We start from the raw sequence: 24,802 nt of genomic DNA, 5'->3' as shown, positions 1-24,802 counted from the left end.
GAAACGTGTTTACTCAATCACCGCCACCGCCTCGGCAAACTGCGCATCGCTGACATCAGGGTTACCGCCAGCACCGCGAAAATCCCGCAACGCCTGCTCAAAATACGCACCCCGGATCTGGCCCTCGGACCCTACAAACGCCAATGCGTCATTCTTGGCCGAAAGAAAGCTGCCGGGACGGGTGGTCAGTTCCGACGTCAGCAAGGTGAAGGTGGAGAACTTCAGGCATGACCACCCAAGCGGATCGTCGCCAAAGGAGACACCGTCTTTAGCCTCGGCAACGCTGCAACCGAGCAACAGGCCTAATCCCGCCAACCCGATCACTCCTTGAAAAATCCTCACGCGCGCTTCCTTCCTTGAAATGGCTAGTTACATCGGGGCGCAAGGCTACCCGTCCCGCACGGTACACACAACTTGAAGGCGCTACCCCGCACTCAACCCCCACAACACATCCAGCACATGTTGCGTTGGCCGCTCGATGTCCCCGGCGCGGTGGGCAATCCCCAGTTGGCGCCACAGCAAGGGCTGGATTGGACGCATCACGATCCGGCTGTCAGGCAAAGGCGTGGAAGCCTCATGGGGCAACAACGTAGCGCCATAACCGGCAGCCACCAGGCTTTTGATTGCGTCGTTATAGTTGAGTTGAATACGCGGCGTGGGCTGATGCCCGTCACTGGCGAACCACTCCGAAGTCAGGCGTGAAAGCCGGGTGGTGGTGTCATTCAGAATCAAGGGCTGGGCGGCCAGCCAAGCAGGTGTCACCACTTCCGGGCATTCCCGGCGTGCCGGCAAAAACGCCATGACCGGATCCCGCCGCCAGGGCTCGATGCGCAACCCCTTCACTGGCGCCTGCGGCAGCGCCACCAGGCCAATTTCGAGTGCGCCTTCGGCAAGTTTCTTCAGCGTGTCCTGCGAGGTGAGCACTGCGACCTGCACATCGATGGCTGGGTGGTGTTGGCTCAACGTCTCGAGGGCTTGCGGCAGCAACTGTGCGATGGCCCCGGTCGAGGCGCCCAGCCGCACCCGCCCTACCAGGCCCAGCACCTGCCGCTCCACGTCTTCAAGCGCCTGTTCCGCATCCGCCAACAACCGGCGTGCACGCTCCACCAAGGTTTCGCCAATCGCCGAAGGCTGAACCCGCCCACGGGTACGCGACAACAGCTTGCCGCCCACTCGCGACTCAAGATCAGCAATGTGCAGGCTGACCGTCGGTGGCGCGAGGTTCAGCATGCGGGCCGCCTCGGCGAACGAACCAAGGTCGGCAATCGCCACGAGTGTGCGCAGGCGGTCCAGGCTGATTTCGCGCATGGGTCAATCCTTATTCAGAAAACCTGAACTTCATCGTTTGGAAATTCAACTTTTCCTATCCTAGCGGCTCGCCGAAGATTGGAACACCTGATTTCCTCTGCGAGTGCATCCCATGGCAAATCCTCTTGTATTTATCGACGGCGACCAAGGCACCACCGGGTTACAGATCCATCAGCGCCTGCGGGACCGCACCGACCTGCAACTGATCACTCTTAGCCCGGAACACCGCAAGGACCCGCAGCAGCGCGCCGAGATGATCAATGCTTGCGACATCGCGATTCTATGCTTGCCCGACGACGCCGCACGCGACGCCGTCGCCAGCATCCAGAATCCGGCCGTGCGGGTGATCGACGCGAGTTCCGCCCACCGTACTCACCCTGACTGGACCTACGGTTTTGCCGAGATGAACCCGCAACAGGCCCAGCGCATTGCCACGGCGCAGCGGGTCAGCAATCCCGGTTGCTACCCCACCGGAGCGATCGGACTGTTGCGCCCCTTACTTGAGGCCGGGCTGCTGCCCAAGGACTACCCGACGACCATTCATGCCGTGTCGGGTTATTCCGGCAAGGGCCGCGCCGGGGTGCAGGAACATGAGGGCGCGGATGCTTCACAAGCGCCCGCCTTCCTGGTGTACGGCCTGGGACTGGCGCACAAGCATGTGCCGGAGATTCAGTTGCAAAGCGGGCTGACGGAAAGGCCCATGTTTGTGCCGGCCTACGGGGCGTTCCGCCAGGGCATCGTGCTGACCATCCCGCTGCAACTGCGGCTGTTGGCCCCGGACATGAACGCTACGCGGTTGCATGCCTGCCTGACGCAGCACTACCGCGATACGAATCACGTCCAGGTGCTGTCGATGCAGGCCGCCAAGGAGCTGACCTACCTCGATCCTCAAGCGCTGAACGGCACGGACGAGGTGCGCCTGATCGTGTGTGAAAACCACGCGACGGGCCAGGTCCTGCTGGCGGCAGTGTTCGACAACCTCGGCAAGGGCGCTGCGGGTGCTGCCGTGCAAAACCTGGATTTGATGATCAGGGCAAAACAATAGCCGGCGCCGATTGTTCCAGGGTCCAGCTGGCGTAATCCGTCACGACTGTTGGCTTTAATCGGTCATGCAAAACCTGCACAATCGCCGGCTATTCCGCGACAGGACGTCCCTATGCAACGCATCGTGATTCTCGGCAATGCCGGCAGCGGAAAGTCCACCCTCGCCCGGGCCCTCGGCGAACGTCTGGGCCTGCCCGTGGTGCACCTCGACACCTTGTTCTGGTCGCCCGGCTGGGTCGAGCCCGATGCCGAGCAGTTCCGAACGCGGGTTCGCAACGCAGTCGCACCCGATGGATGGGTCTGCGAGGGCAACTACGCTCGACGCACGTTCGACCTGCGCCTGCCCCGGGCCGACCTGATCATCTGGCTCGACACGCCACGGCTCACCTGCTTCGGCCGGGTGATCCTGCGCAGTGCGCAGAACCGCCCGCGCCCGGACATTCCTGCAGGCTGTACCGAGAAACTCGACCGGGAGTTCCTGACGTTTCTGAAGTACGTGTGGACGTTTGATCGCAGCTACCGGCCCAGTATCGAGGCGGTGCGCCTGGCAGCAGGTCCGTTGGTGCCCGTGGTGCACTTGCGCGGTGGCCAACAGATCGCCGAGTTTCTCGACGGTTTGCCCGCAGTATCTCTGCGTCTGAATAAGCCACTAAGTTGATCTCAAGTACCGATAAAGCGTCTGCCGACTGATCTCAAAATCACGTGCCAATTTAGATTTACTTTCTCCTGCACCGGCCCGGTCAATTAGATTTACAACCTGATTGTCAGACAGTTTCTTCTTGCGGCCCTTGTACATCCCCCGGACCCTTGCAGTAGCAATGCCTGCAGCCTGTTTTTCCCTCATCGCCGCGCGCTCGAACTCTGCAATCAGCTCCATCACCGCAATGATGGACTCCACAACTTCAAGACAGTCATGCCGGAAAATCAGGTTTTCGTTCAAGCACTCCAGCGTGACCTGCTTTTCAATCAGCCGGCGAATGAGGGTGCACAGCTGCTCCGTACTGGAGGTGAGCGAGGCCATGCTGTCCACTACCACGGTATCTCCACACTGGAGGTAGCGAAGTAGCCTTTCCTGGCCCGCGGGATTCGCGGCATTGTCTGCCGGCTCATCGCAAAACACGGCATCAAATACATCATCGCTCGTTATTGTCTCTACAGCGCCCTCGGACGCTTGTAGAGAACGCCGGAAATATTTGATGCGATGCAATCTCATGGTGCCTCCTTGGCAATACTTGTACAGAGTCTTTTTATACTTGTACAAACTGTAACTAAATTATCAAATCCTTACACCGATACTTGTAACACTGTACCCACCCAAAATACACAGTTGCAAAGAGTTGAACTTGCCTTATCCTTTTGAAGCTTGGAATTCTAACAAGCTTTTCGCAAAAAAGTCGATTCCATATTTATTGGATGATGCATGTCACTCAAGCAGCGAATATGAATAACTACTGTTTTATAGTTCAAACAATTGACTTGACCGGCTTGACGCGGCTGGTAATTCCCCCATGCAATCAGAGGATGAATGGATGAAGGTCTTGGAAAACGCCATCGAAATTGATCACCCCACTACCGATCAGGAAAAGATTGATAAGGTAACTCGGAGTATTACGGATCATGGAAACTACCTGCGAAAGCGTTATCCGATCCTGCAGCACCAGGATGCGCTGGGCGCGGGTGTCATGGCGTTCTCCCTGATAGGGATGGTCATTACGGGAGGGCTCTATATAAAGGGTTTTATCCCCGGATGGACGTGTATTTTGATCAATGCGCTGCTGACTTCGTTTATTCATGAAATCGAACATGACCTGATTCATCGCCTCTATTTCAGAAAGCAGCCGCTGGCCCATAATGCCATGATGCTCTTCTGCTGGCTGGCACGGCCGGGAATGCCCAGTCCGTGGCTAAGGCGCAGTCTGCACTTTCATCACCATAAGGCGTCCGGAACTGATTCGGATGTCGAGGCCTGGATTACCACGAGCGGCAGTCCTTGGGGAACACTGCGATTATTGAAACTGGTGGACGGATTTGTATTTGGTTTTCTAAATGCGGTTTTTGCCCCGGGATGGCGGCAAAAGGTAAGATTGTTAGGCAAGATTATTCGGCTCAATACACCTTTCGGGCTTCTGTATTGGGGGTGCTGGTATGTGTTCCTCGGCTACCACCTGTATGTCTGGTTTGGGTCAATGCTTGGGATGGAGGTTCACAACTCTGCCACGACGCTGGAATTAATGGATATCGTTAATAGCGCAGTAGTTATTCTTATAGCGCCCAATATGATACGGCAGTTCTGCCTATTTTTTATAAGTTCAAACATGCACTATTACGGCGACGTTGCCCCGCGTAACGCATTACAACAAACCCAAGTGATGAACCCTTGGTGGCTGTGGCCGTTCCAATTGTTCTGTTTCAACTTTGGCAGCACCCACAGCATCCATCACTTCGTGGTGAGAGACCCGTTTTATCTGCGCCAGATGACGGCACCTTATGCTCATAAAGTCATGGCCCAGGCCGGTGTCAGGTTCAATGACTTCGGCACCTACAAGCGAGCGAACCGCTTCTCCGTGGAGCACTCCCAAACTCGGTCTCGTGGGTGAATTCCCCGACAACCATTATCGGTGTTCGGCAAGTATCAAGGGCCACACTTTAAATACGAGGACGTTGAGGTATGAAAGCGCAAGGGATGTGTGCGAAGCAGTTTGAAGCGGTCAAGCAGGCCTTCGAGGACATGTTTGATGATCCGCAGGAACGTGGGGCCGGCCTATGCGTGCAGGTAGGCGCAGAGACCGTTGTCGACCTCTGGGCGGGCATGGCGGATCTGGCAGGCGCGAAGCCCTGGACCCGCGATACGCTGGCCAATACCTTTTGCGTTATAAAACCCTACGTCGCGGTGGCCGTCCTGATGTTGGTCGAGGACGGCAAGTTGGAGCTGGATGCGCCCGTGGCCCTTTACTGGCCTGAATTCGCCCAGGGCGGGAAAGCACGGGTCACCTTGCGCCAGGTGATGAACCACACCGCAGGCCTGCCGGCGCTGCGAGCACCCGACCATAACCCCATGATGTATGACTGGGAACATATGCTGCGGGTGCTGGAGGCCGAGCCGCTTTGGTGGGAAGCGGGAACAGACCTGGGGTACGGCACCACCACGTTTGGCTGGATTCTCGGTGAGTTGATTCGTCGGGTGGACGGACGCGATCCCTGTGTGTTTATCCACGAAGAGATTCTAGACCCCCATGAGCTGGACGTGCACCTTGGCGTGGACGAAGAACACTTTCATCGTATCGCGCGTTTCGACAGTGCCACCGGACGGGTCGGTGATCCTTACTCGCAGGCATTGCGAACCGTGGTGAAAAACGAGCCGTCGCATATCGCGACACTCGCCTTCACCAACCCCGGAATGGTGCCCAGACGAACCAGTGACTCGCGCTGGTGGGCCTACCGGCAACCCGCCGTATGTGGACACGGTTCAGCTCACGGCTTGGCCGGTTTCTACAGTGCATTGATGGCGGGAAACTTTATCGGTCCCGAACTGCTTCGTGAGTTCACTCGAGAGCACAGTCATGGTATGGATCGGGTATGGATGCGCCCCATGCGTTATGGATTAGGCTGCATGCTGGAGCAGCAACGCGACCCGATGGCTTCCCATGCGATGGGCCCAAACACCTTTGGCCATATCGGGCTTGGCGGCCCGATCAGTTTCGCCGATCCCGAAAGGCAAGTGAGCTTTGGCTTTGTCACCACCACCTCGGGCAGCCATTCGATGATTGATCCCCGTCCCGGCCGGCTTTCATCGCTTGTCTATGCGGCGCTTTGATAGGAAAGGGGCGGATCTATTCACCTGAGGCTTTCAACGAACTGATCGACGCCGACTACGCGGCGCGACTACGGAGCGCGGTCTTTCCGGCAAATGAGCGCGGCGGCGGCACGAACACCGGGTCGCGAAAGACGGCAAATCCGGTCGGCACCTGGACCCGGGTGCCTAGAACTTTATGTGGTTCTACACGACCAAGATCCTCGGGCAGTGCATCTTTTTTTGCGGCGTACTACTCCCACCATGGAACTTATCAAAAGAATGATGTCAATTTGATAGCTCTTCACAAGGGCGAGATATTTTGGATCAGTCAGCGTCAGGCCATTTCCTGACAAAACAGGGAGAGAGTGATGAGAGTCATTATTGCAATGTTATTGATGTTGAGTGGCTACGCATATGCCGATTGCAACAACATCAGTGACAACGATCAACGCGCCTACTGCAAAGCCAAAGTCGACGGCCAAAGCTGCGCCAATATCAGCGACAACGACCTCCGGGCAAGTTGCAAAGCGGAAATGGATGGTCAACGTTGCAGCAACATCAGTGACAACGATCAACGTGCCTACTGCAAAGCCAAAGTCGATGGCCAAAGCTGCGCCAACATCAGCGACAACAACCTTCGGGCAAGTTGCAAGGCGGAAATCGAAGGTCAAAGTTGCAGCAATATCAGTGACAACGATCAACGCGCCTACTGCAAGGCCAAAGTCGATGGCCAAAGCTGTGCCAATATCAGCGACAGTAACTTGCGTGCCGAGTGTGATGCCATGAAGCGTTGACCCACAAATTCCGCGGTGCCAGTAGCTCATCAGCGACGCTGGCACCACGGTCGGATCTACCTAAACACCCAGCCAACATGATTTATTTATAAATAAATTCATACGCCTCGATATAAGAACCTATCTTGTTTGAATGAGCAGTCACCCACACTGCATTCATGCCTTTCTTTCTTTGATCGTTAAATTCCGACTGAGTGGTACAAAGCTCAACCCAGCGCTCAGTCTTTAAATCCTTAATCCGCAGACCCGCCTCACAACGACTGAACTTTCCAACGTAGGGCCCCGGAGTATCCAGCTCGTAAGGTGACGCATACTGAACAATGTCGCCGGGCAACAGGTACGTAACGACGTCATAACTGTGTAAGGACAAAATCAGACCCAGGCAAAAACCACCAAAAAAAGATTCTCCAACACGGTTCGGGTTTCTTACAGCCGGACGATAGTAGGTGGCCCTTGCAGCAAAAAAGAGTCCAACCAGACAACCAATGACTATATAGGTCGTCCACTCGGGAATCGATGGTATTAAAACCGTTCGCATTCCAATACGAGCGGCCCAGAGCATATAAGCAATCCATGCTCCAAATACCAGACACACCACCAACAACAAGGTTCTTTTCTTTGATTTGTTTTCAAATGAAGGATATTCCATTCCCTGCCTACTCTATTTTTAATTCCCGGTAAAAGCGCTTCGTGCTTCACGCTACTTCCTTTACCCAATTGGCATGCCGGGCATATTAACGAATGAGCGTCACGGGTAACGATCTATTTATCCGCGACTCACAGACATGGGCAGAGCGCCATCGGTTCTACCCATTAGCGCAAATTGTTCAACCGCCTCACATCCCTTATCCTCGTGGCCTTACCCGCCAACGCCCGCCGGAGCTCCCATGGACCTCGCCACCCTCACCCTCTTCCTCCCGGCCTGCTTCGCCCTGAACATGGCGCCCGGCCCGAACAACCTGTTGTCCGTAAGCAACTCCACCCGCTACGGCTACCGTACTTCGTGCCTGGCGGGCGTCGGGCGTTTGCTGGCCTTCGCCGGGATGATCGCCCTCGCGTCCGCCGGACTGGCGGTGGTGTTGCAAACCTCGGAGTTGTTGTTCTACGGGATCAAGATCCTGGGGGCGGCGTATCTGTTCTATCTGGCGTATCAACTGTGGCGGGCCAATCCGCAGGCGGAGGCTGAGTCGACAGCGCCCAAGGCAGGTTTGTGGGCATTGGCAAGGCAGGAGTTCCTGGTGGCCGCCGGCAATCCCAAGGCAATCCTGATTTTTACCGCCTTCCTGCCGCAATTCGTCGACCCGGCACAGCCGATCACGCCGCAATTCGCCCTGCTGGGTGTGATGTTCCTGGCCCTGGAATGGATCGCCATCAGCGCCTACGCCTATATGGGTTTGCATATGCGCCGCTGGTTCGCGCAGCCTCGGGGCAAGCGGATTTTCAACCGCTGCTGCGCCGGGTTGTTGTCGGCCGCCGCGACGGTATTGCTGATGGCGCGCAGGGCCTGAGCACTGCGAAAAACTGGCCAAACCGCTTACAATCGCCGTCTCACCGCAACTCAGGCAGGCCAGTTCGCCCATGGCGCTCGACCCCATCACCATACTGGTCCTCACCATCGCCCTGGCAGGCGCCGCCGCGCTGTACCTGGCGGTCGAGTGGCGCAATGTTCGCGAACCATCGCTGCTGTACTGGACCGCCGGTTTCGCCATCATCAGCGTGGGCAGCACCCTGGCGCTGCTGCGGGCCAGCGGCCTGGTATTGATCGGCATCTGGTTCGCCAACGGGCTGCTGATCACCGCTCATTGGCTGTTCCTGCTGGGTGTTGCGCGTTTTACTCAGGTGCGCCTGTCTCGCGGCTGGTACCTGATCTTCGTGGCCTGGTTTGCCATGCTGCTATTGCCGGGAGGACAGTCGTGGTCCAAGGCCATGCTGCTGGCCAACTCGCTGCTGGTTGCCCTGCCGACCCTGCGGGCCAGTTTCCTGCTGCGGCCCCATGGCCGGTCACTCAGCGTGGGGGCGGTGCAGCTGCGTTATGTGCTGCTGGCCCACGGGCTGTTTTATCTGGCCAAGTCGCTGGTGGCGATCGTGCCGGGTACGCTGATCGACCTGACGGCGTTTCGTGGCGAGATTATTCAGGTGTCGCTGGTGGAAGGCGCCATGGCGATCATGCTGATTGCATTGTCGATGACCGGCACCGAGCGCTACCGCCGTGAAGAACAGATTGCACGATTGGCCGCCCGCGATCCGTTGACGGCGTTGTACAACCGCCGCGCCCTTGAAGTGCGGGCACCAAGCCTGCTGAGCAACGTCTCGCAGGCCCGGCCAGGTGCCCTGCTGTTGATCGACATCGACAATTTCAAGCTGATCAACGACCTGTACGGCCATACCGCGGGCGACCGGCTGCTGGTGGCCTTGAGCGAGATGATCCGCGCGCAGTTGCCCGATGATTCGCTGGCGGCGCGGTTGGGCGGTGATGAATTCGTGATCCTGCTGAACGACACCTCGAACGCGCGCATTGTCGAACTGGGCAGTGCCCTGCGCGAACAGTTTCATCACGCCGCCTCACAGGCGTTCGCCACGCCCGAGGCGGTGACATTGAGCATCGGCGCCAGCCTGTTCGACACGCCACCCGCGAGCCTTGCCGCCTTGATCGAGCAAGGCGACGCAGCGTTGTATGAATCCAAGCGTGGCGGACGCAACCGTATTCGTCTGGTGGACCGGACGGCGGTGAGCGCCGATTGACTCAATCGGCGCGTCAACCTTTAAGCGCCGCCTCAATCCCCGCAATATCAATCTTGGTCATGCCCATCATCGCGTCAAACGCCCGCTTGGCTGCTGCCGGGTCGGGATGGGTGATCGCCGCGCTCAGCACCCTCGGGGTAATCTGCCACCGCACGCCCCATTGATCCTGACACCAACCGCAGACATTTTCCTGGCCGCCATGGCTGACAATTGCGTGCCACAAGCGGTCCGTTTCCGCCTGGTCGTCGGTGGCCACCTGGAACGAGAATGCCTCGTTGTGCTGCACGCCAGAGCCGCCGTTCAGCCCCAGGCAAGGAATGCCCATGACCGTGAATTCCACGGTCAGGACATCGCCCTGTTTGCCGGCGGGATAATCACCGGGCGCATGATGGACTGCGGTCACTGCGCTGTCCGGGAAGGTCCTGGCGTAGAAGTTGGCAGCGTCCAGTGCGCCGCCGTCGTACCAAAGGCACACCGTGTTTTTGCTGAGCATGAGTGTTCTCCAGCGTGGAGGTTCGGACTTGCAGTGTAGTACCGCTACCGACAAGAATGCGTTCGCGTCCTGACACGCTCCCCGCGTTACCCCCAACGGTGCGTTTCGTACGCCACTGGTTGAACCGCGACTGATCGCTGTGAGTTGACACACCCTGTAATAATCCATAAAGATGAGCGTCTTCTTCAGGGTGTGTCCTCAATGTCTGCAACGACCTTCAACTTTTCCGTCATTGGCTTGATTGCCAAGGCGCAAGGTTGCGTTGCGCACGCCCTCAAATCGAAGAAACAGTCGCTCATGTGACCGGGGCGCGCTGTCCCGTCAGATGAGCTGACAGGACATTGAGCGCGAAGGCCCCCTCCTCTTGCTTACTTCCCTCTGCCCTTCTGACGGTGACGAAATCGGTCAACCATCAGGAGAAAGCGCATGTCATCGTTTCAAGGTATCTGGGTTCCCGTCGTTACACCGTTTCATAACGGCACCATCGACTTCATCGGCTTGCGCCGCCTGGTCTGCCATCTGCTGGAAAAAGGCGTGGCCGGGATCATGGTCTGCACCACCACCGGCGAAGCCGCGTCCCTGAGCCGCCATGAGCAGTTGGCGATGCTGGATGCCGTACTGGAACTCGTACCGCCGCAGCAGGTGGTGATGGGCCTGGCGGGGTATAACCAGATTGAGCTTCTGCAGTTCCAGGCCGAAATCCTGAAACGCCCGGTGGCCGGTTTGCTGGTACCACCGCCGAGCTACATCCGCCCGTCCCAGGCGGGCCTTGAGGCGTTCTTCCGCACCCTGGCCGATGCCTCCAGTGCACCGATCATTCTGTATGACATTCCCTATCGCACCGGCATTGCCTTCGAGCAGGCGACGCTGCTGAACATCGTTGCCCATGAACGAATCGTCGCGATCAAGGATTGCGGCGGCAACCTGGCCAACACCTTGGCGTTGTTGGCCAGTGGGCAGGTTGATGTGTTGTGTGGCGAGGATGTGCAGATATTCAACGCGTTGTGCCTGGGAGCGACCGGGGCGATTGCCGCGTCGGCGCATGTGCGGACCGAGGATTTTGTGGCGCTGCATCGGCAGGTTCGCGATCACCAGTTGCTGGCGGCTCGTGAGACGTTTTTCGGCTTGCTGCCGTTGATCCACACAATGTTCGTGGAGCCCAACCCCGCGCCGGTGAAGGCGGCGCTGGCGATGGAGGGTTTGATCGGCAGTGAGTTGCGGGCGCCGATGGTGAGGGCGAGCGAGGCGGTGGCAAATCGGTTGCAGCACCTATTAGCCCTGCGGGAGTAACCCGTGGCGAGGGAGCTTGCTCCCGCTGGGCTGCGCAGCAGCCCCATTCAGGCACCGCGTTTTCGGCAGGTAAAATGAGGTGACCGGGTTTGGGGGCGCTTCGCACCCCAGCGGGAGCAAGCTCCCTCGCCACAGGGCATGGGCTGCTTATCCTCTCGCTACAGCCAACCGATGCAACGTGATCTTGCGCACCTCCTGCTTGCTCACCTCAATGTGAGTCTTGAGCAGTTGCTGCGCCTGATCGCTTTGCCGGCGCAGGATCGCATCGAGGATGCTTGCGTGCTCCTCGTAGGTCGCTGCAATACGCGATTGCTGAGTGAAATCCAGCCGCCGAATGATGCGGATTTTCTCGGTAATCTCGTAATGCATGCGCGCCATTTCAGCATTGCCCGTGGCCTGCACCAGCCCGCAGTGGAACGCCTCATCCAGCGCCGAGACGATCTGGGCGTCATCCAGCCGCGCACTTTCGTCGACCTGCCAAATCGCCCCAAGCCCTTCAAGCCCCTGCTCCGCCATGCCACACAAGCGATTGACGGCGGCCAACTCCAGCACGATCCGAACGTCGTAAAGCTCTTCGAAATAGTTGAAGTCGAACGGCCGCACCTGCCAGCCGCTCCTGAAGAACACCTCCAGGTACCCTTCCCGCTCCAGACGATACAGCGCCTGGCGCACCGGCGTGCGGCTGGCCTGCATGCGCTCGGCCACGTCACCTTCACTGAAGCGATCACCCGGCAACAAACGAAAGTCGAAGATGTCGTCCTTCAACTGCTGGTAGACCCGTTCCGCCAGGCTATCCGGCCGTTCGCTGGGCTTTCTCGTGGTTGAGAGCTGCATGGCTATTTCCTGCTCGCCATGTAGGCGCGCCAGCCACCGAATTCGGTGATGTCGGTGGCGCCTGCCAGGGCCCAGGGCTCGCAGATAAACCCTTTCACACTGCGCCCGTCCGCCAGGGTCAGGTTGCCGATGCCCAGCGGCGCGGGAATCTCCGCGACGAACTCGCCAAAGCGGGCGATCGGCATGTCCCACAGCTCGACGATGATCGAGCGGCCCGAATCATCCTTGACCAGCCCAGGCTTGGGCGGAACCGTGCCAGGCAGCGCATGCAAGCGGTAGTGGCTCGCCGTCAGGGTTTGCTCCACCAGCACGGCGTTGCGGCTGGTCAGCTGGAAGTTCAGTGGCATCCCGGTGAGGTGCGCGCCCACCACCGCCACCCGTACGCTGCCCGGAGTCTGACGCGCGGGGGCCGGTAGTGGCAGGTGGCGTTCGGTGGTGCCCAACGGCAGATCGAGGCCGGCCTGCCAACGCTTGCCCAGATGCGCCAGGGCTGCGTCGTGCCAGGCAGGCGCAATCAGGGTGATACCGCAGGGCAGGCCATCGCTGCGCAGCCCGGCGGGCACGGCCAGTGCCGAGAGGTCGGCCAGGTTGGTGAAGTTGGTGTAGAAGCCAAACTGCGAGTTGTAGAGCACCGGTTCCACGGCCATTTCTGCCAGGGTACGAATCGTCGGCGAGGTCGGCACCAGCAAGGCGTCGAAACCGGCCAGGGTGTCATTGATGCGGCGGCTCAGTTCGGCGCGCAGGTATTCGGCTTTATAGGCATCGCAGGCGCTGTACCTGTGGCCGTTTTCCACGATGCCACGCACCACCGGGTTGATCGCTTCGGCGTTGCTGGCGAGCATGCCTTCCAGTGCCACCGTGCGCTCCGCCACCCAGGAGCCGTAATAGAGCTGCTCAGCGAGCTGCTGGAACGGGCTGAAATCCACCGCCGTGATCTCGGCATCGAGGGATCGAAACCTGAGCAGCGCCTGTTCGAACACGGCCTGGTTCTGTGCGTCGCCAAAAAACTCCAGGCTGGCCGGCACCGCCAGTTTGATCGTGGCCCCCACCGCTACCGGCGCGGTGTTGGGATTGATGCGTGAATAGGCGTCGCTGGCGTCGTAAGCCGCAGCGAGGCCCGCAACCGTCTCAGCATCTTCAACGGTCAGCGCAAACACCGAAATACAGTCCACGGTGCGACAGGCCGGCACCAATCCGGTGTTGGACAATCGGCCCTTGGTCGGCTTCAGCCCGACGATATTGTTGAAGCCCGCCGGTACCCGCCCGGAACCGGCGGTGTCGGTGCCCAGGGAAAACGCTACCAGGCCTCGCGCAACCACCGACGCCGAACCGGAGCTGGAGCCGCCGCTGACGTAATCCGGATTGAAACTGTTGCCCACTGCACCGTAGGGCGAGCGCGTACCCACCAGGCCGGTGGCGAACTGATCCAGGTTGGTCTTGCCCATCAGGATCGCTCCGGCCGCCCGCAACCGGGCCACCACCGAGGCATCCGCCGCAGCGCGATAGGCAAACTCAGGACACGCCGCCGTGGTCTCCCAACCCGCCGCATCGATGTTGTCCTTGATGGCAAACGGCACGCCATACAACGGCAACTTGTCGATCTCGCCGTCGACCGCCGCAAGCCGCTCGGCCAGCTGCGCCAACTGGTCCCGCAGTTGCTGTGGCTGCACCCGGCTGATCCAGGCGTTGTCCTCGGCGGGAAACGTGCCCGCCAGGGTCAACAGGATGTCGGGGGTCAGCGCCTGGCTGCGGTAAGCGGCCTGCCATTCGCCAAGGGTCCAGCCAAGTTGTTCGTTGCGCATTGAAGATTCCATCTTGTATCCAAGTTTGGATTTCTTTTAGCAATCGCTGGGCCAATCAGCTGCAAGCCAATGAATACGTGGCGCTGGCAGAAAACCGGCGGATTGGCCGCCCTCAACCGTGCGCCGTGATGAAGCAGCAATGCGCCAAAAAAAGACATTCAGGCGGCCGCCCGGTTGCGAGCGGGTCGATACCGGCCTATGTTCGAAACCATGCTGTAACCGCTGCTGTCCATCCCATACGCCCTTTCCGTAGCAGGTGACGACATGCCCACCGCTTCCCGCCCCGCTGTGCTCGAACTGATCGGCAACACGCCGCTGGTGCGGGTCAGCCGCTTCGATACCGGCCCGTGCACGCTGTTCCTCAAGCTTGAATCCCAGAACCCCGGCGGCTCCATCAAGGACCGCATCGGCCTGGCCATGATCGACGCCGCCGAACGCGACGGCCGCCTGCGCCCTGGCGGCACCATTATCGAAGCCACCGCCGGCAATACCGGCCTTGGCCTGGCCCTGGTGGGCCGCGCCAAAGGTTACCGGGTGGTACTGGTGGTGCCGGACAAGATGTCCACCGAAAAGGTCTTGCACCTGAAAGCCATGGGCGCCGAGGTGCACATCACCCGCTCCGACGTCGGCAAAGGCCACCCCGAGTATTACCAGGACGTGGCGGCACGGCTGGCCAAGGACATTCCCGATTCGTTCTTCGCCGACCAGTTCAACAACCCGGCCAACCCCCTGGCCCACGAGACCAGCACCGCGCCGGAAATCTGGGCCCAGACCCAGCATGATCTCGACGCCATTGTGGTCGGCGTCGGCTCGGCCGGCACCCTCACCGGCCTGACCCGTTTCTTCAAGCGCGTACAACCCGACCTGGCGATGGTGCTGGCGGACCCGGTCGGCTCGGTGATGGCTGAATACAGCCGCAGCGGCACCATGACCGAGCCCGGCTCCTGGGCCGTGGAAGGCATCGGCGAAGACTTCATCCCCTCTATCGCCGACCTCTCCAGCGTGCGCCATGCCTACTCCATCAGCGACGAAGAAAGCTTCGACCACGCCCGCCAACTGCTGCGGGCCGAAGGCATTCTCGGCGGCTCTTCCACCGGCACCCTGCTCGCCGCCGCCCTGCGCTATTGCCGCGAACAGACCGAGCCCAAACGCGTGGTCACCTTCGTCTGCGATACCGGCACGCGCTACCTGTCGAAGGTCTACAACGACCAATGGATGAAAGACGCCGGCCTGCTGCAATACAAGCACTACGGCGACCTGCGGGACCTGATCGCCCGCCGTTTCGAGGACGGCCGGGTGATCAGCGTCGGCCCCAATGACAGCCTGCTCACCGCCTTCCAGCGCATGCGCCTGGCGGACGTGTCGCAATTGCCGGTGCTGGTGGACGGCCAAAAACTGGTGGGAGTGCTCGACGAGTCGGACGTATTGCTCGGCCTGCATCAGAACGCCGCGCATTTTTCCATGACCGTGGCCAGCGCCATGACCAACGCCCTTCACACCCTTGCGCCCAGCGCCAGCCTTGCGCAATTGCAGGCCGAACTGGATCGCGGACTGGTGGCAATCATTGCTGACGCGTCGGGCTTTTACGGCCTGATCACCCGCGTCGACCTGCTCAATCACTTACGGAGATCCCTTGCATGACCCAGCACGATAAAAGCGCTTTCGCCACCCGCGTGATCCATGCCGGGCAATCCCCGGACCCGACCACCGGGGCGCTGATGCCGCCGATCTACGCCAACTCCACCTACCTGCAGGAAAGCCCCGGCGTTCACAAAGGTTTCGACTACGGGCGCTCCCATAACCCGACGCGCTTCGCCCTGGAACGCTGCGTGGCCGACCTGGAAGGCGGCACCCAGGCCTTCGCGTTCGCTTCCGGGCTGGCGGCGATTTCCACCGTGCTGGAACTGCTCGACGCCGGTTCCCACGTGGTCTCCGGCAATGACTTGTACGGCGGCACCTTCCGCCTGTTCGACAAAGTGCGCCAACGCAGCGCCGGCCATCGCTTCAGCTTCGTCGACCTGACCGACCTGTCGGCCTTCGAAGCCGCGTTGCAGGACGACACCCGGATGGTCTGGGTCGAAACTCCGAGCAACCCGCTGCTGAGCCTGACCGACCTCAGCGCCATCTCCCGTATCTGCAAGGCCCGGGGCATCCTCTGCGTGGCCGACAACACCTTCGCCAGCCCATGGATCCAGCGCCCGCTGGAACTGGGTTTCGACATCGTGGTGCACTCCACCACCAAGTACCTCAACGGCCATTCCGATGTGATCGGCGGCATTGCGGTGGTGGGCCAGAATCCTGAGCTGGCCGAGCGCGTGGGCTTCCTGCAGAACTCCGTGGGTGCGATTGCCGGGCCGTTTGACGCGTTCCTGACCCTGCGTGGGGTGAAAACATTGGCGCTGCGCATGGAGCGCCATTGCAGCAATGCGCTGGAGCTGGCGACGTGGCTGGAGCAACAGCCGCAAGTGGCGCGGGTTTATTACCCAGGCCTGGCATCACACCCGCAGCATGAGCTGGCACGCCGGCAGATGCGCGGGTTTGGCGGGATGATTTCGGTGGACCTGAAAAGCGACCTGGCGGGTGCGACGCGCTTCCTGGAAAACGTGAAGATCTTTGCGCTGGCCGAAAGCCTCGGGGGCGTTGAAAGCTTGATCGAGCACCCGGCGATCATGACCCATGCGAGTATCCCGGCAGCGACCCGGGCGCTGCTGGGGATTGGTGACGGGTTGGTGCGGTTGTCGGTGGGGGTTGAGGATGTGGAGGATTTGCGGGCAGATCTGGCGCACGCATTATCAACAATCTAAATAACAACGCAGCACACTGTGGCGAGGGAGCTTGCTCCCGCTGGGCTGCGCAGCGACCCCAAAATCCTGGGAGCGCTGCGCACTCCAGCGGGAGCAAGCTCCCTCGCCACAGGTTATTCGGAGAAGCTAAGGCTCTGCCCCGAATCCGATCCTCAGGAACAGCACCCGCACGCACAGCACATAAACCGTCATCACCGTATCCCTGAAGGTTCGCGGAACCCGTTGACCACGATGTACAGCAGCGGCCCGATGGATACGAATACAACGGTTATCAGCAAATAAGGCAGCACCGACACCAGGGATTTGCCTCTGGCCCGCGCATCCCGGTACATCCATACGCACGCCATCAGCGCCATCAGGTACAGGTCAATCACCACCTGGGTAGTGTCCGGCCTCGACATCAATTCAAGTCCGAACGCCATGAGCGACTGATCCGCCGCCAGCATCGTGATCACGGTGTAAACGGTAAAAGCCAATAACCCGGCCAGGGCTATCCAGGGTCTGCGCATGTTCTCCTCCTTGGAGACAACGGTTCGGGAAGTTGCACATTAGTGATAACGTCGTTCCCCTCTCAATGACCTCACAGGTCATCGACACCACCGACCCTCACGGCCAGAGTCAGCCCATGAGCAGCCAACCTTTTCCCCGCGCCAACCCCGACACCACCGCCGGCACGCAACTGCGCGTGCTGCGTCGGCACGCCAGATTGAGCCAGCTGGAACTGGCGCTGATCACCGGGGTTTCCCAGCGCCACCTGAGCTGTATCGAGACCGGGCGCGCCAAGCCGAGCCCGGGCACCTTGCATAATTTGCTGATGGCGCTGGAGGTTCCGCTGGAGCAATGCAACAGCGTGTTCCTCGCCGCCGGCTTCGCCCCGCGTTATGAGGCAACCCCGCTCTCCTCGCCCTCCATGGAGGCCATTCGCGAGGCGATCAGCCATGTGCTCCACGCGAATAATCCTGCGCCGGCGATCGTATTGGGCAGCCATTGGGAAGTGCTCGCCGCCAACGCCAGTACCCAGGTGCTGTTCGAGCTGGTGGGGATCAAGCCGGAGGCGGCTGATGGCCTGAATTTGCTGGTCACCCTGCTACAGCCTGGCGGCCTGGGTGATCATTTGATCAACGCTGAAGAAATCCGCACCATCGCCTGGCAACGGGCGACGCGCGAGGCGTTGGGCAATCCCGAACTTGCCAGGCTTCTGGACAGCCTGCCAGCCCCGCAAAGTACCGAAGCCTTGGTCAATGAACCACCGCCACTGGTGCTGACACGCGTCAACTCCCGTGAAGGTGAGCTGAACTTCATGTCGACCTTCACCACCTTCGGCATGCCCCAGGACATCACGGTGACGTCGTTGCGCATTGAGCATTTGATTCCGGCGGATGCGCAGACGTGGCAGGTGATGACCGCGGCGTATGAGCGGTCATTGGTGAGGTAGAAAGCCGCGGCGGGGCCATTAGTTATTTGTCGTATTTTGCCCGCCATAGCTATTGGCGCGGCTCTTGGAGGAGGAGCCGTTGCTGTATTGGGTGTCTTGCCCGCCGTAGCTATTGGAGCGGCTCTTGGCTGAGGTGCCGTCGCTGTATTGAGTGTCTTGCCCACCATAGCTGTTGGAACGGGTCTTGGCCGAGGTGCCGTCGCCGTATTGGATATCCTGCCCGCCATAACTATTGGAGCGGCTCTTGGAGGAAGTACCATCGCTGTATTGGGTGTCTTGCCCACCGTAGCTATTGGCGCGACTCTTGGAAGAGGTGCCATTGTCGTATTCGCAATCGGACCCACCATAACTGTTCGCCCTGCACGTCTCGGCAACCGCTTGGTAAAGCGGCGCAGCCAACAAAACCGTGCCCAGCAAAACGACCTTAAGCTTCATGTTAATTCCTTGTAGAGGTGGCGATACGCTATTACAGACTGGAGATTCTGAACTTAGTTTCCAACGTTCTGAAATGCGCTCGCGCGAGCCGACGTGGCAACCCTTTGCCAGCCCCGGCAACTCCTGGCCTGCGCCCTGCCCCGGCAATACCACCCAGCCCGCGCCGCACAAGGCATGCAGCACATGGCCCGGGTTTTGCTCTGTTGTTGCTACCAATAAGGGAGCGGCACCATGATAGGAAGCACGACAAGTCTGTTAGCGCTGGGACAGAAGGCTTTTACACAATCCATGGAAAACGGCACCCTGCGGGCCGGCAGGATTGAAGTCACCAACGCCACGCCCGAGATCAAGGCCAAGCTGGAAGCCAGCTATCAGGAGCAAGTGCGCTCGACCGCGCAAACCGTTGCCACCGCCAGGGCCAATCCCTCTTGGGCGACCTTCGACGATGAAAACAATGCCGTCGCACTGCCTGATGTTCAGTCACTCAGCAAAAGCGACGCCACCCATGTGGCCAACGGTCTTCAGTACCTGCTCGATATCGGGCGCCTGGACGGCAAGACTGTCACCGCGAAAAATGGCGACCAGTCGACCGATAACATCGCGCTCTACAAGGATTGGCTCCAGGCCCACATCGGCGTGGATGTACAGGCCTGAGACGACTCACACCATCGGCACGGCAATCAGCAAGATCGCCGTGCCATGGGTGGCCGTCGCCGCCACCACACCGTAGCGCATCCGCACCAGCCCGCAGACCACGCCTTCAATCAGGGTAAAGGCCAGCACCGGCCAGCCCAGTTGCGTCACGCTCAGGGCCAAAAATGAATGGCACGCGGCGAACGCCAGCCCGCTGAGCAACGCCGCACGCAGCGGCCTGACGTGCTGTTCGAGATAGCCCTGCAAGAAGCCGCGAAACAACACCTCTTCCAGCGCATTGGCGCAGTAGGCAAGCACCAGCATGCCCATCAGCCAGGTCCAGTAAGCCCGGATCGCCGCCGGTTCAATGCCTTGGTACAGGCGCAATGGCAGGCCAATCAAACAGCCGGCCACCAGCCCCACCGCCAGGCCCACAGCGCGATTGCCCTTGAACAGCACCGTCAGTTGCCATAACTCCGGTGCCAGGCGCGCGAGCAGTGCAATCAGGCCAAGGGATAAGCCGCCCAGCGCCGCCAGCACGAAGGGATTGGCCGTGAACTGGATCTGCACCTCGCGGCTCAGCGACCACATGCCCAGCGGCGTCATCGCATCACGCATCAGCACGAAGGCCAACAGCAGAATAACGATGCGCACGCCCGGCAGTGTTTTCGGGGTGAGGCCGAACCACAGGCCGAACAGGATCAGCCCTGGCAGCAGATAAATCCCATAGTGAATCAGTACTGTAAAAGCGTCGGCAATCACTCGGCGTCAGCCCTGTGCCACAGCGATCATGTCGATTTCCACGGCGGCGCCCTTGGGCAGTTGCAGCACGCCCACCGAGGTGCGCGTGTGAGAACCGGCAGCCCCCAGGATCTCGTTCAACAGGTCCGACGCACCGTTGGCCACTTCGCTTTGCTGGTCAAAGTCATCCGCGCTGCGCACGTACACGTTGATCTTGAGGATCGCCTTGACCTGATCCAGGGAGCCCAGTGCCTGCTTGAGCAAGCCCAGGCAACGCAATGCGCTGACACCGGCGGCAATCTGTGCATCGGCGAGGCTGAGGCTTTCGCCGACCTTGCCGGGCAGCACGATCGTGTCACCCACCCGCGGGATCTGGCCGCTGATGTAAACGTGATTGCCATCCCTGAGCAGCGGCGTGTAGTTGCCGCCGATCTTGAACTCGTTGAGTTGATAACCCAGGCGCACCATGGCCGCCGCGTACTTTTGATCCGGTGTCATGTTTGTTGTCCCCACTGGCTGTTGCGAATCCACACCATGAAGTCGCCGGCCACAGCATAGCCATGTGCCATTTCCACGGGAAGTGCAGACCGTTATTTCGCAAGTGATACGACGACCAATACTGGCAAACAGCGCTTATATTCTGGCCAATTATAAATTTCACTTTCCTTGATCTCACGAAATACGGCATGGTTGTACGACGACTCAAGCACACCTCCTGAGCCGTCCCAGTACCCACAACAACAAGGAAATACCCATGCAAAACGTCAAGGTTCTGATTGGTTTTCTGTGCCTGTTCAGCGGTTATGCAGCGGCCGCCCCTGCTGCGAGTGACAAGGATGTCGCCGTCGCGGTCGATCACCTGACCCAGGCCATGCTGCACAAGGACATCCCGCAACTACAGGCCCTCACTGCCAACAACCTCACCTACGGCCATTCCAGCGGCAAGGTCCAGAACAAGCAGGAATTCATCGCCGACATTGAAACCGGCATAAGCGGCTTCAAGACCCTGGAAATGCAGAAACAGACCATCACCCTCAGTGGCGACACCGCCCTGGTGCGCAACCACTTTTCCGCCCAGGCGGTGAACAGCGGCGTCGAGGTGCCAACCGAAATTGAAAACTTCCAGGTCTGGCAGAAACAGAAAGGCAAGTGGTTGTTGATCGGGCGCCAGGCGTACAAGTTCTGACAGCCAGCCACTGCGGGAGCGGGCCTGCTCGCGAAAGCTCTAGGGCAACGCGTTTCGCGCGATCGTTGAGCTTCGCGACCAGGCTCGTTCTGACCGCATTCACCCTGCAAGGCTCAAGCCTGTTTAGATCAGCTTCAACGCTATGGTGCCTGGAAGCCCCTTACCCGACCCGGCAAGTTTTGCCTTTTTGCCATAGTCATCCATGTATCCATCTACCACCACAAACATATGCCGACCAGTAGCCACGCTGCCTGCCACCCCTTGCCTCAACTCTTTCATGGTGGCAGGCGCCATATGAGGCGTAAGCCCCAAGCGGCGAAGTGCCTCACCCGGATAGTCGCCGCTGTTCAAATAGTCAATCGCTGCTGCCAGGGTTCCCGGGCTTTCTTCGGCGTACTTTTCAAGTTGCAAGCGCTTGGCGGATACAGCAAATAGAAACACGGCATGTTTGAAGGTTTCGCTCGAAACATCACCGTCGAACCCCTTGGAGGCATTCACCTGTTTCAGCTCATCATGCGTCACATGCAATGTATAGTTGTCCCTCATTGTTATCGTAAAACCGTTATCCACCGCCTCTATTTTTTTGTAAATCCCATGGGGATTATGGCCAAATTTCATCATCGCCAATTTCATAGCTGACACGGCGACACAGTTACCGGAACCTGTCTGAACAAAACCAGTAAAAATATCTTTCGGTTTTATCCCTGCGTCCTTGGCAGCTCCCAGAAAAAAACCTTGCTCTTCAGGCGCCGTTTGCACGCCATTGTCATATAAGGCATTCACCCGTTTTTCGTTGTAGCCGGCAATCGGCAATGTACGATCCGCAGGCGCTTTGTTTCTCTCCAAGGGTGCCGGCACAGAGGGAGACCTCATGTCGGAACTTGCGGTGGGTTGATGCATACGCGTCGATATTTTTTCAATCAACGCGTTCAACTGTTTCAATACGTCCTGCAGCCCCTGCCCACTGTCTCCCACACCGGAATCTTGAAGCTGTGGGCGCAGACGCTGCGCACGAAAGTTTAGCGAATCTTTGTGATCGCCCATCACCTGCGCTTGACTTGGCGCCAGAACTTCTTGCGCGCGGGAAAAAGGCTTACCTATTTGCGATGACTGCATGCCCGACACTCCAACAAAACATTAATGATCCAGGTGTCACCCCGTGATAGAAAGTTGAAACACCGTCACGCGATTCAGATTAACTTCACGCCTTCCTTCCAATGAATGCCCTTGGCCAATTTGATTTTTTTCCCGAAGACATCCAAACATCCATCTGCCACTGCGAAATCATGGTCGTCACTGGAAATAGTGCCAATGGCGCCACGCTGCAACTCCTTCACGTTAGTCGGTGCCATATACGAGCGAAGTCCCAGGCGAATAAGGCCCTCGCCTGGATACTCTCCGTCATTTAAGGTGGCCATGGCATTTTCAAACGATGATTTTGCCCGACCGTCATTATTTTCCAACTGGGCCCGCTTGGCGCTGACCGCAAATAAAAACTGCGCGTTCACAAAGACATCGCTGGAGGGGTCACCTTGCAACGCTGACCCCTCGTGTGCCTCTTCCAATTCATCATGGGTGATACGAAGTTTATAGTGATCCCGCATCGTCACTTCGAACCCATCGTCCAACGTCGTGATGTGTTTAAAGACACCATGGGGATTGTGGCCGAACCTCATCATGGCCACTTTCAACGCAGCAACCGTCACGCAGTTACCCGTATTCCCCTGGGAAAAAGCCGCCCAGATATCGGCGGGCTTTTCTCCGGCGTTATGCACGGTGCCTCTGATAAACCGTTGGTGAGTTTCGGTCGCTGGAACAGCACGTGGCTGTACGACGGTTTCGGCGGCAGATACGTGCTGATTCTGGTTGCCAAACCGTGCAGTCATTTTGGCAATCAAAGACTTCAAGCGACTCAGAACGCCTGCCATGGGGTCCGCGTGATCAGGAACAGTTGAGGACTGGCCCGCAGTCGCTAAGCCAACCGTGACAGGCGACGCAGGCCCTGGGGTGAATGCAGGCACCTGGCTACCTGCGTAATAGGCCACCGACCCGTTGCCAATTGAGGAAACACTCATGAATACCACCTTGAGGTTGACAGCAATAAAGATAATTCACGTAATTTCAAGTAAGCACCCCCCAGCCGGGGATTAAGAACACCAACTTCCGGAATACAATTTTATTCACGCAGTAGAAATTAAAACCGATAAAACACAGCCTACATAAACCCGTAGCGGCGAATATCAAGCAAGCCGGCAACCCTCACAGGAATTGATAAACATAAGGCTCATGGTCACCGGCGTCGACTTCAGCCTTACTGATGTGCGCATGCAAACCGAGATGACCCATTAACTTGTGCCTGTCCGCGTTAGGGTTCGCCGATATACACAGAGCGCCCACGTAGGTCCGAAGGAAAGGGTCTTCTGCCGCAGAATACCAACTAGTTTTCCCTTCATAATCTTTGACCCTTTCCATCTGCTCGCGCTTGCACATAGCCGCAAATATCAATTTGGCGTCTGCGATCATCCCCTCATCCGTACCATTGAATCGGGAGGCTTTACCCGCCCACTTCAATTCCTGATCAGTAATGCTGAGTTTAAACCCGTCCTTCATGGTGATCGTGTGTCCCCCCGCAACACGGGAGAACTCATCAAAAATACTGTCAACGCTTTGACCAAACTTCTGCATGGCAATCTTGATAACTTCAATATGAGCCGTACGCTTATCGTACCCCATCCACGGATAGGGCTGATGAATTGCGCTCAGGCCTGTCGTGATATTATCCGGCTTCTCGCCTTTGCGCTTGGCGGAAGGCGTTATAACTTGCAATCCATTTTCATTGTAAGTACTGCGTATTCGCTTCTGTTCATATTCATCAAGACCGATACCACGCCTGCCGTGCAGGCCGTCAGCCATGCTCAATTCATCGAAGGAATCAATTTCTTCAACGTCGGCATCAGGCACCTCGACAGTGGCCGGCAGCGGAACAACCTTATCCGAAGTTTTAACGGTGTCAGCGCTGATGTCGGGCACCACAACCACACTGGGGGATGGCGCAGGTTCGGGTGGCTTGGGAAGTACTTCCCTGGGAACAGTCTTCGTATCAAGTTTTTCGACCAAGCCTGCCAGCACCGTTAAAAGAGACAGCAAGGAAGTCATCTCTTCCTTATTGTCCGGTGCATCACCATATTTATCGACAAGTGACGGCAAAGAAGAAAGTATGGACTGTACTCCGTCCCTCACAAGTTGCCTATCACCGCGTTGGACACTACTTGTTTCGGAGAGCTGCACAGGCGTGTGCGGCACAGCGTTTCGGTCGGTATTACTGAGTGTTTTTTGCGGAAGCACAGTGTTTCGATCATGCGACATTTGAAACGGGGGACTAATCCCTGACAACGCACTCATACATGTCCTACCTATAAACAGGCTCCGAGTAATATTCGGAATATTAAGAAATACTCAAACCCTGAA

At 58.6% G+C, this 24,802-nt stretch carries 27 protein-coding genes; 13 read left to right on the top strand and 14 right to left on the bottom strand.

Going from position 1 to position 24,802, the window contains the following annotated elements; translation table 11 throughout:
• Positions 1–9 precede the first annotated feature (9 nt).
• Entirely contained in the window at positions 10–342 is a 333-nt protein-coding gene (locus LIY45_RS24415; protein ID WP_026077740.1) for a DUF2388 domain-containing protein, read from the bottom strand.
• A gap of 81 nt (positions 343–423) precedes the next feature.
• The gene (locus LIY45_RS24410) at positions 424–1,308 is read right to left on the bottom strand and encodes a LysR family transcriptional regulator (RefSeq protein ID WP_226477871.1); all 885 of its coding nucleotides are present in this window, start codon (positions 1,306–1,308) and stop codon (positions 424–426) included.
• Positions 1,309–1,420: 112 nt separating this feature from the next.
• Here LIY45_RS24410 and argC point away from each other — a divergent pair, with 112 nt between their 5' ends.
• Together argC and LIY45_RS24400 are read left to right on the top strand one after the other, a co-directional pair.
• The gene (gene argC, locus LIY45_RS24405; RefSeq protein WP_226477870.1) at positions 1,421–2,353 is read left to right on the top strand and encodes an N-acetyl-gamma-glutamyl-phosphate reductase; all 933 of its coding nucleotides are present in this window, start codon (positions 1,421–1,423) and stop codon (positions 2,351–2,353) included.
• A 111-nt stretch (positions 2,354–2,464) separates the two neighbouring features.
• On the top strand, positions 2,465–3,010 hold the full coding sequence (locus LIY45_RS24400) for an AAA family ATPase (protein WP_226477869.1): 546 nt from the start codon (positions 2,465–2,467) through the stop codon (positions 3,008–3,010).
• Here the strand turns inward: LIY45_RS24400 and LIY45_RS24395 are convergent.
• Complete coding sequence (locus LIY45_RS24395; protein ID WP_226477868.1) at positions 3,002–3,565, bottom strand: recombinase family protein; 564 nt, start codon at positions 3,563–3,565, stop codon at positions 3,002–3,004. The genes LIY45_RS24400 and LIY45_RS24395 overlap by 9 nt on opposite strands.
• Before the next feature lie 316 nt (positions 3,566–3,881).
• Here LIY45_RS24395 and LIY45_RS24390 point away from each other — a divergent pair, with 316 nt between their 5' ends.
• From LIY45_RS24390 to LIY45_RS24380, 3 genes are all read left to right on the top strand, one after another.
• The gene (locus LIY45_RS24390; protein ID WP_226477867.1) at positions 3,882–4,949 is read left to right on the top strand and encodes a fatty acid desaturase; all 1,068 of its coding nucleotides are present in this window, start codon (positions 3,882–3,884) and stop codon (positions 4,947–4,949) included.
• Positions 4,950–5,020: 71 nt separating this feature from the next.
• The gene (locus tag LIY45_RS24385; RefSeq protein WP_226477866.1) at positions 5,021–6,166 is read left to right on the top strand and encodes a serine hydrolase domain-containing protein; all 1,146 of its coding nucleotides are present in this window, start codon (positions 5,021–5,023) and stop codon (positions 6,164–6,166) included.
• A gap of 347 nt (positions 6,167–6,513) precedes the next feature.
• Positions 6,514–6,939, top strand: a complete 426-nt coding sequence (locus LIY45_RS24380; RefSeq protein WP_226477865.1) for a hypothetical protein — start codon at positions 6,514–6,516, stop codon at positions 6,937–6,939.
• An 82-nt stretch (positions 6,940–7,021) separates the two neighbouring features.
• Here the strand turns inward: LIY45_RS24380 and LIY45_RS24375 are convergent, their stop codons facing one another.
• A complete protein-coding gene (locus LIY45_RS24375) occupies positions 7,022–7,588 on the bottom strand; it encodes a hypothetical protein (RefSeq protein WP_226477864.1) in 567 nt (188 codons plus the stop codon).
• A 238-nt stretch (positions 7,589–7,826) separates the two neighbouring features.
• Between LIY45_RS24375 and LIY45_RS24370 the strand changes: the two genes are divergently transcribed.
• Both LIY45_RS24370 and LIY45_RS24365 read left to right on the top strand, forming a co-directional pair.
• Positions 7,827–8,447 (top strand): LysE family translocator, encoded by a 621-nt coding sequence (locus LIY45_RS24370; protein ID WP_226477863.1) that lies wholly within the window; start codon positions 7,827–7,829, stop codon positions 8,445–8,447.
• 70 nt (positions 8,448–8,517) lie between these two features.
• The gene (locus LIY45_RS24365; protein ID WP_226477862.1) at positions 8,518–9,681 is read left to right on the top strand and encodes a GGDEF domain-containing protein; all 1,164 of its coding nucleotides are present in this window, start codon (positions 8,518–8,520) and stop codon (positions 9,679–9,681) included.
• 13 nt (positions 9,682–9,694) lie between these two features.
• On the opposite strand, the gene LIY45_RS24360 is transcribed toward LIY45_RS24365, so the two are convergent.
• A complete protein-coding gene (locus LIY45_RS24360) occupies positions 9,695–10,174 on the bottom strand; it encodes a VOC family protein (protein ID WP_226477861.1) in 480 nt (159 codons plus the stop codon).
• 426 nt (positions 10,175–10,600) lie between these two features.
• Between LIY45_RS24360 and dapA the strand changes: the two genes are divergently transcribed.
• On the top strand, positions 10,601–11,464 hold the full coding sequence (gene dapA / locus LIY45_RS24355; RefSeq protein WP_226477860.1) for a 4-hydroxy-tetrahydrodipicolinate synthase: 864 nt from the start codon (positions 10,601–10,603) through the stop codon (positions 11,462–11,464).
• A gap of 147 nt (positions 11,465–11,611) precedes the next feature.
• On the opposite strand, the gene LIY45_RS24350 is transcribed toward dapA, so the two are convergent.
• Together LIY45_RS24350 and atzF are read right to left on the bottom strand one after the other, a co-directional pair.
• A complete protein-coding gene (locus LIY45_RS24350) occupies positions 11,612–12,298 on the bottom strand; it encodes a GntR family transcriptional regulator (protein WP_226477859.1) in 687 nt (228 codons plus the stop codon).
• 2 nt (positions 12,299–12,300) lie between these two features.
• Positions 12,301–14,100: an allophanate hydrolase gene (gene atzF, locus LIY45_RS24345; RefSeq protein ID WP_226477858.1), complete on the bottom strand. Its 1,800-nt coding sequence runs from the start codon at positions 14,098–14,100 to the stop codon at positions 12,301–12,303.
• Positions 14,101–14,364: 264 nt separating this feature from the next.
• On the opposite strand from atzF, the gene LIY45_RS24340 reads away from it, so the two are divergent.
• Together LIY45_RS24340 and LIY45_RS24335 are read left to right on the top strand one after the other, a co-directional pair.
• A complete protein-coding gene (locus LIY45_RS24340) occupies positions 14,365–15,741 on the top strand; it encodes a cystathionine beta-synthase (RefSeq protein ID WP_226477857.1) in 1,377 nt (458 codons plus the stop codon).
• Positions 15,738–16,904 (top strand): cystathionine gamma-synthase, encoded by a 1,167-nt coding sequence (locus LIY45_RS24335; protein WP_226477856.1) that lies wholly within the window; start codon positions 15,738–15,740, stop codon positions 16,902–16,904. Before LIY45_RS24340 ends, LIY45_RS24335 begins: the two co-directional genes overlap by 4 nt.
• Positions 16,905–17,095: 191 nt before the next feature.
• Here the strand turns inward: LIY45_RS24335 and LIY45_RS24330 are convergent, their stop codons facing one another.
• Positions 17,096–17,413 carry a DUF2834 domain-containing protein gene (locus LIY45_RS24330; protein ID WP_226477855.1) on the bottom strand — a complete coding sequence of 106 codons (318 nt, stop codon included), beginning with the start codon at positions 17,411–17,413 and terminating at the stop codon, positions 17,096–17,098.
• A gap of 116 nt (positions 17,414–17,529) precedes the next feature.
• Here LIY45_RS24330 and LIY45_RS24325 point away from each other — a divergent pair, with 116 nt between their 5' ends.
• Positions 17,530–18,339: a helix-turn-helix domain-containing protein gene (locus LIY45_RS24325; RefSeq protein WP_026077691.1), complete on the top strand. Its 810-nt coding sequence runs from the start codon at positions 17,530–17,532 to the stop codon at positions 18,337–18,339.
• Positions 18,340–18,357: 18 nt separating this feature from the next.
• Here the strand turns inward: LIY45_RS24325 and LIY45_RS24320 are convergent, their stop codons facing one another.
• Complete coding sequence (locus LIY45_RS24320) at positions 18,358–18,774, bottom strand: hypothetical protein (protein ID WP_003215097.1); 417 nt, start codon at positions 18,772–18,774, stop codon at positions 18,358–18,360.
• 288 nt (positions 18,775–19,062) lie between these two features.
• Between LIY45_RS24320 and LIY45_RS24315 the strand changes: the two genes are divergently transcribed.
• Positions 19,063–19,428: a hypothetical protein gene (locus LIY45_RS24315; RefSeq protein WP_226477854.1), complete on the top strand. Its 366-nt coding sequence runs from the start codon at positions 19,063–19,065 to the stop codon at positions 19,426–19,428.
• 6 nt (positions 19,429–19,434) lie between these two features.
• Here LIY45_RS24315 and LIY45_RS24310 read toward each other — a convergent pair whose 3' ends face one another.
• Entirely contained in the window at positions 19,435–20,169 is a 735-nt protein-coding gene (locus LIY45_RS24310) for a CPBP family intramembrane glutamic endopeptidase (RefSeq protein WP_226477853.1), read from the bottom strand.
• 6 nt (positions 20,170–20,175) lie between these two features.
• A complete protein-coding gene (locus tag LIY45_RS24305) occupies positions 20,176–20,646 on the bottom strand; it encodes a RidA family protein (RefSeq protein ID WP_063029656.1) in 471 nt (156 codons plus the stop codon).
• Between the two features lie 256 nt (positions 20,647–20,902).
• Here LIY45_RS24305 and LIY45_RS24300 point away from each other — a divergent pair, with 256 nt between their 5' ends.
• Positions 20,903–21,334: a nuclear transport factor 2 family protein gene (locus tag LIY45_RS24300; RefSeq protein ID WP_226477852.1), complete on the top strand. Its 432-nt coding sequence runs from the start codon at positions 20,903–20,905 to the stop codon at positions 21,332–21,334.
• 123 nt (positions 21,335–21,457) lie between these two features.
• Here LIY45_RS24300 and LIY45_RS24295 read toward each other — a convergent pair whose 3' ends face one another.
• The 3 genes from LIY45_RS24295 to LIY45_RS24285 all read right to left on the bottom strand — a co-directional run bounded on the left by LIY45_RS24295 (position 21,458) and on the right by LIY45_RS24285 (position 24,736).
• The gene (locus LIY45_RS24295; RefSeq protein WP_226477851.1) at positions 21,458–22,450 is read right to left on the bottom strand and encodes a hypothetical protein; all 993 of its coding nucleotides are present in this window, start codon (positions 22,448–22,450) and stop codon (positions 21,458–21,460) included.
• 74 nt (positions 22,451–22,524) lie between these two features.
• Positions 22,525–23,409, bottom strand: coding sequence for a hypothetical protein (locus LIY45_RS24290; RefSeq protein ID WP_226477850.1), 885 nt, complete (start codon positions 23,407–23,409; stop codon positions 22,525–22,527).
• 184 nt (positions 23,410–23,593) lie between these two features.
• Positions 23,594–24,736 carry a hypothetical protein gene (locus LIY45_RS24285; protein ID WP_226477849.1) on the bottom strand — a complete coding sequence of 381 codons (1,143 nt, stop codon included), beginning with the start codon at positions 24,734–24,736 and terminating at the stop codon, positions 23,594–23,596.
• Positions 24,737–24,802 lie beyond the last annotated feature (66 nt).

This window comes from Pseudomonas sp. MWU16-30323 (assembly GCF_020515595.1).
In the GTDB taxonomy this organism is placed as follows: Bacteria; Pseudomonadota; Gammaproteobacteria; order Pseudomonadales; family Pseudomonadaceae; genus Aquipseudomonas; species Aquipseudomonas yamanorum.
Note: the sequence above shows the minus strand (reverse complement) of the source record. Positions and strands in the feature narration are given on the sequence as shown.

What these genes read in the sequence shown, in the direction of transcription:
- LIY45_RS24320 (WP_003215097.1), bottom strand. Translation starts at nt 18,774, where the DNA reads ATGAAGCTTAAGGTCGTTTTGCTGGGCACGGTTTTGTTGGCTGCGCCG.
- dapA (WP_226477860.1), top strand. Translation starts at nt 10,601, where the DNA reads ATGTCATCGTTTCAAGGTATCTGGGTTCCCGTCGTTACACCGTTTCAT.
- LIY45_RS24375 (WP_226477864.1), bottom strand. Translation starts at nt 7,588, where the DNA reads ATGGAATATCCTTCATTTGAAAACAAATCAAAGAAAAGAACCTTGTTG.
- LIY45_RS24295 (WP_226477851.1), bottom strand. Translation starts at nt 22,450, where the DNA reads ATGCAGTCATCGCAAATAGGTAAGCCTTTTTCCCGCGCGCAAGAAGTT.
- LIY45_RS24380 (WP_226477865.1), top strand. Translation starts at nt 6,514, where the DNA reads ATGAGAGTCATTATTGCAATGTTATTGATGTTGAGTGGCTACGCATAT.
- argC (WP_226477870.1), top strand. Translation starts at nt 1,421, where the DNA reads ATGGCAAATCCTCTTGTATTTATCGACGGCGACCAAGGCACCACCGGG.
- LIY45_RS24315 (WP_226477854.1), top strand. Translation starts at nt 19,063, where the DNA reads ATGGAAAACGGCACCCTGCGGGCCGGCAGGATTGAAGTCACCAACGCC.
- LIY45_RS24335 (WP_226477856.1), top strand. Translation starts at nt 15,738, where the DNA reads ATGACCCAGCACGATAAAAGCGCTTTCGCCACCCGCGTGATCCATGCC.
- LIY45_RS24325 (WP_026077691.1), top strand. Translation starts at nt 17,530, where the DNA reads ATGAGCAGCCAACCTTTTCCCCGCGCCAACCCCGACACCACCGCCGGC.
- LIY45_RS24350 (WP_226477859.1), bottom strand. Translation starts at nt 12,298, where the DNA reads ATGCAGCTCTCAACCACGAGAAAGCCCAGCGAACGGCCGGATAGCCTG.
- LIY45_RS24340 (WP_226477857.1), top strand. Translation starts at nt 14,365, where the DNA reads ATGCCCACCGCTTCCCGCCCCGCTGTGCTCGAACTGATCGGCAACACG.
- LIY45_RS24400 (WP_226477869.1), top strand. Translation starts at nt 2,465, where the DNA reads ATGCAACGCATCGTGATTCTCGGCAATGCCGGCAGCGGAAAGTCCACC.
- LIY45_RS24305 (WP_063029656.1), bottom strand. Translation starts at nt 20,646, where the DNA reads ATGACACCGGATCAAAAGTACGCGGCGGCCATGGTGCGCCTGGGTTAT.
- LIY45_RS24365 (WP_226477862.1), top strand. Translation starts at nt 8,518, where the DNA reads ATGGCGCTCGACCCCATCACCATACTGGTCCTCACCATCGCCCTGGCA.
- LIY45_RS24300 (WP_226477852.1), top strand. Translation starts at nt 20,903, where the DNA reads ATGCAAAACGTCAAGGTTCTGATTGGTTTTCTGTGCCTGTTCAGCGGT.
- LIY45_RS24290 (WP_226477850.1), bottom strand. Translation starts at nt 23,409, where the DNA reads ATGAGTGTTTCCTCAATTGGCAACGGGTCGGTGGCCTATTACGCAGGT.
- LIY45_RS24395 (WP_226477868.1), bottom strand. Translation starts at nt 3,565, where the DNA reads ATGAGATTGCATCGCATCAAATATTTCCGGCGTTCTCTACAAGCGTCC.
- LIY45_RS24410 (WP_226477871.1), bottom strand. Translation starts at nt 1,308, where the DNA reads ATGCGCGAAATCAGCCTGGACCGCCTGCGCACACTCGTGGCGATTGCC.
- atzF (WP_226477858.1), bottom strand. Translation starts at nt 14,100, where the DNA reads ATGCGCAACGAACAACTTGGCTGGACCCTTGGCGAATGGCAGGCCGCT.
- LIY45_RS24285 (WP_226477849.1), bottom strand. Translation starts at nt 24,736, where the DNA reads ATGAGTGCGTTGTCAGGGATTAGTCCCCCGTTTCAAATGTCGCATGAT.
- LIY45_RS24330 (WP_226477855.1), bottom strand. Translation starts at nt 17,413, where the DNA reads ATGCGCAGACCCTGGATAGCCCTGGCCGGGTTATTGGCTTTTACCGTT.
- LIY45_RS24385 (WP_226477866.1), top strand. Translation starts at nt 5,021, where the DNA reads ATGAAAGCGCAAGGGATGTGTGCGAAGCAGTTTGAAGCGGTCAAGCAG.
- LIY45_RS24370 (WP_226477863.1), top strand. Translation starts at nt 7,827, where the DNA reads ATGGACCTCGCCACCCTCACCCTCTTCCTCCCGGCCTGCTTCGCCCTG.
- LIY45_RS24360 (WP_226477861.1), bottom strand. Translation starts at nt 10,174, where the DNA reads ATGCTCAGCAAAAACACGGTGTGCCTTTGGTACGACGGCGGCGCACTG.
- LIY45_RS24390 (WP_226477867.1), top strand. Translation starts at nt 3,882, where the DNA reads ATGAAGGTCTTGGAAAACGCCATCGAAATTGATCACCCCACTACCGAT.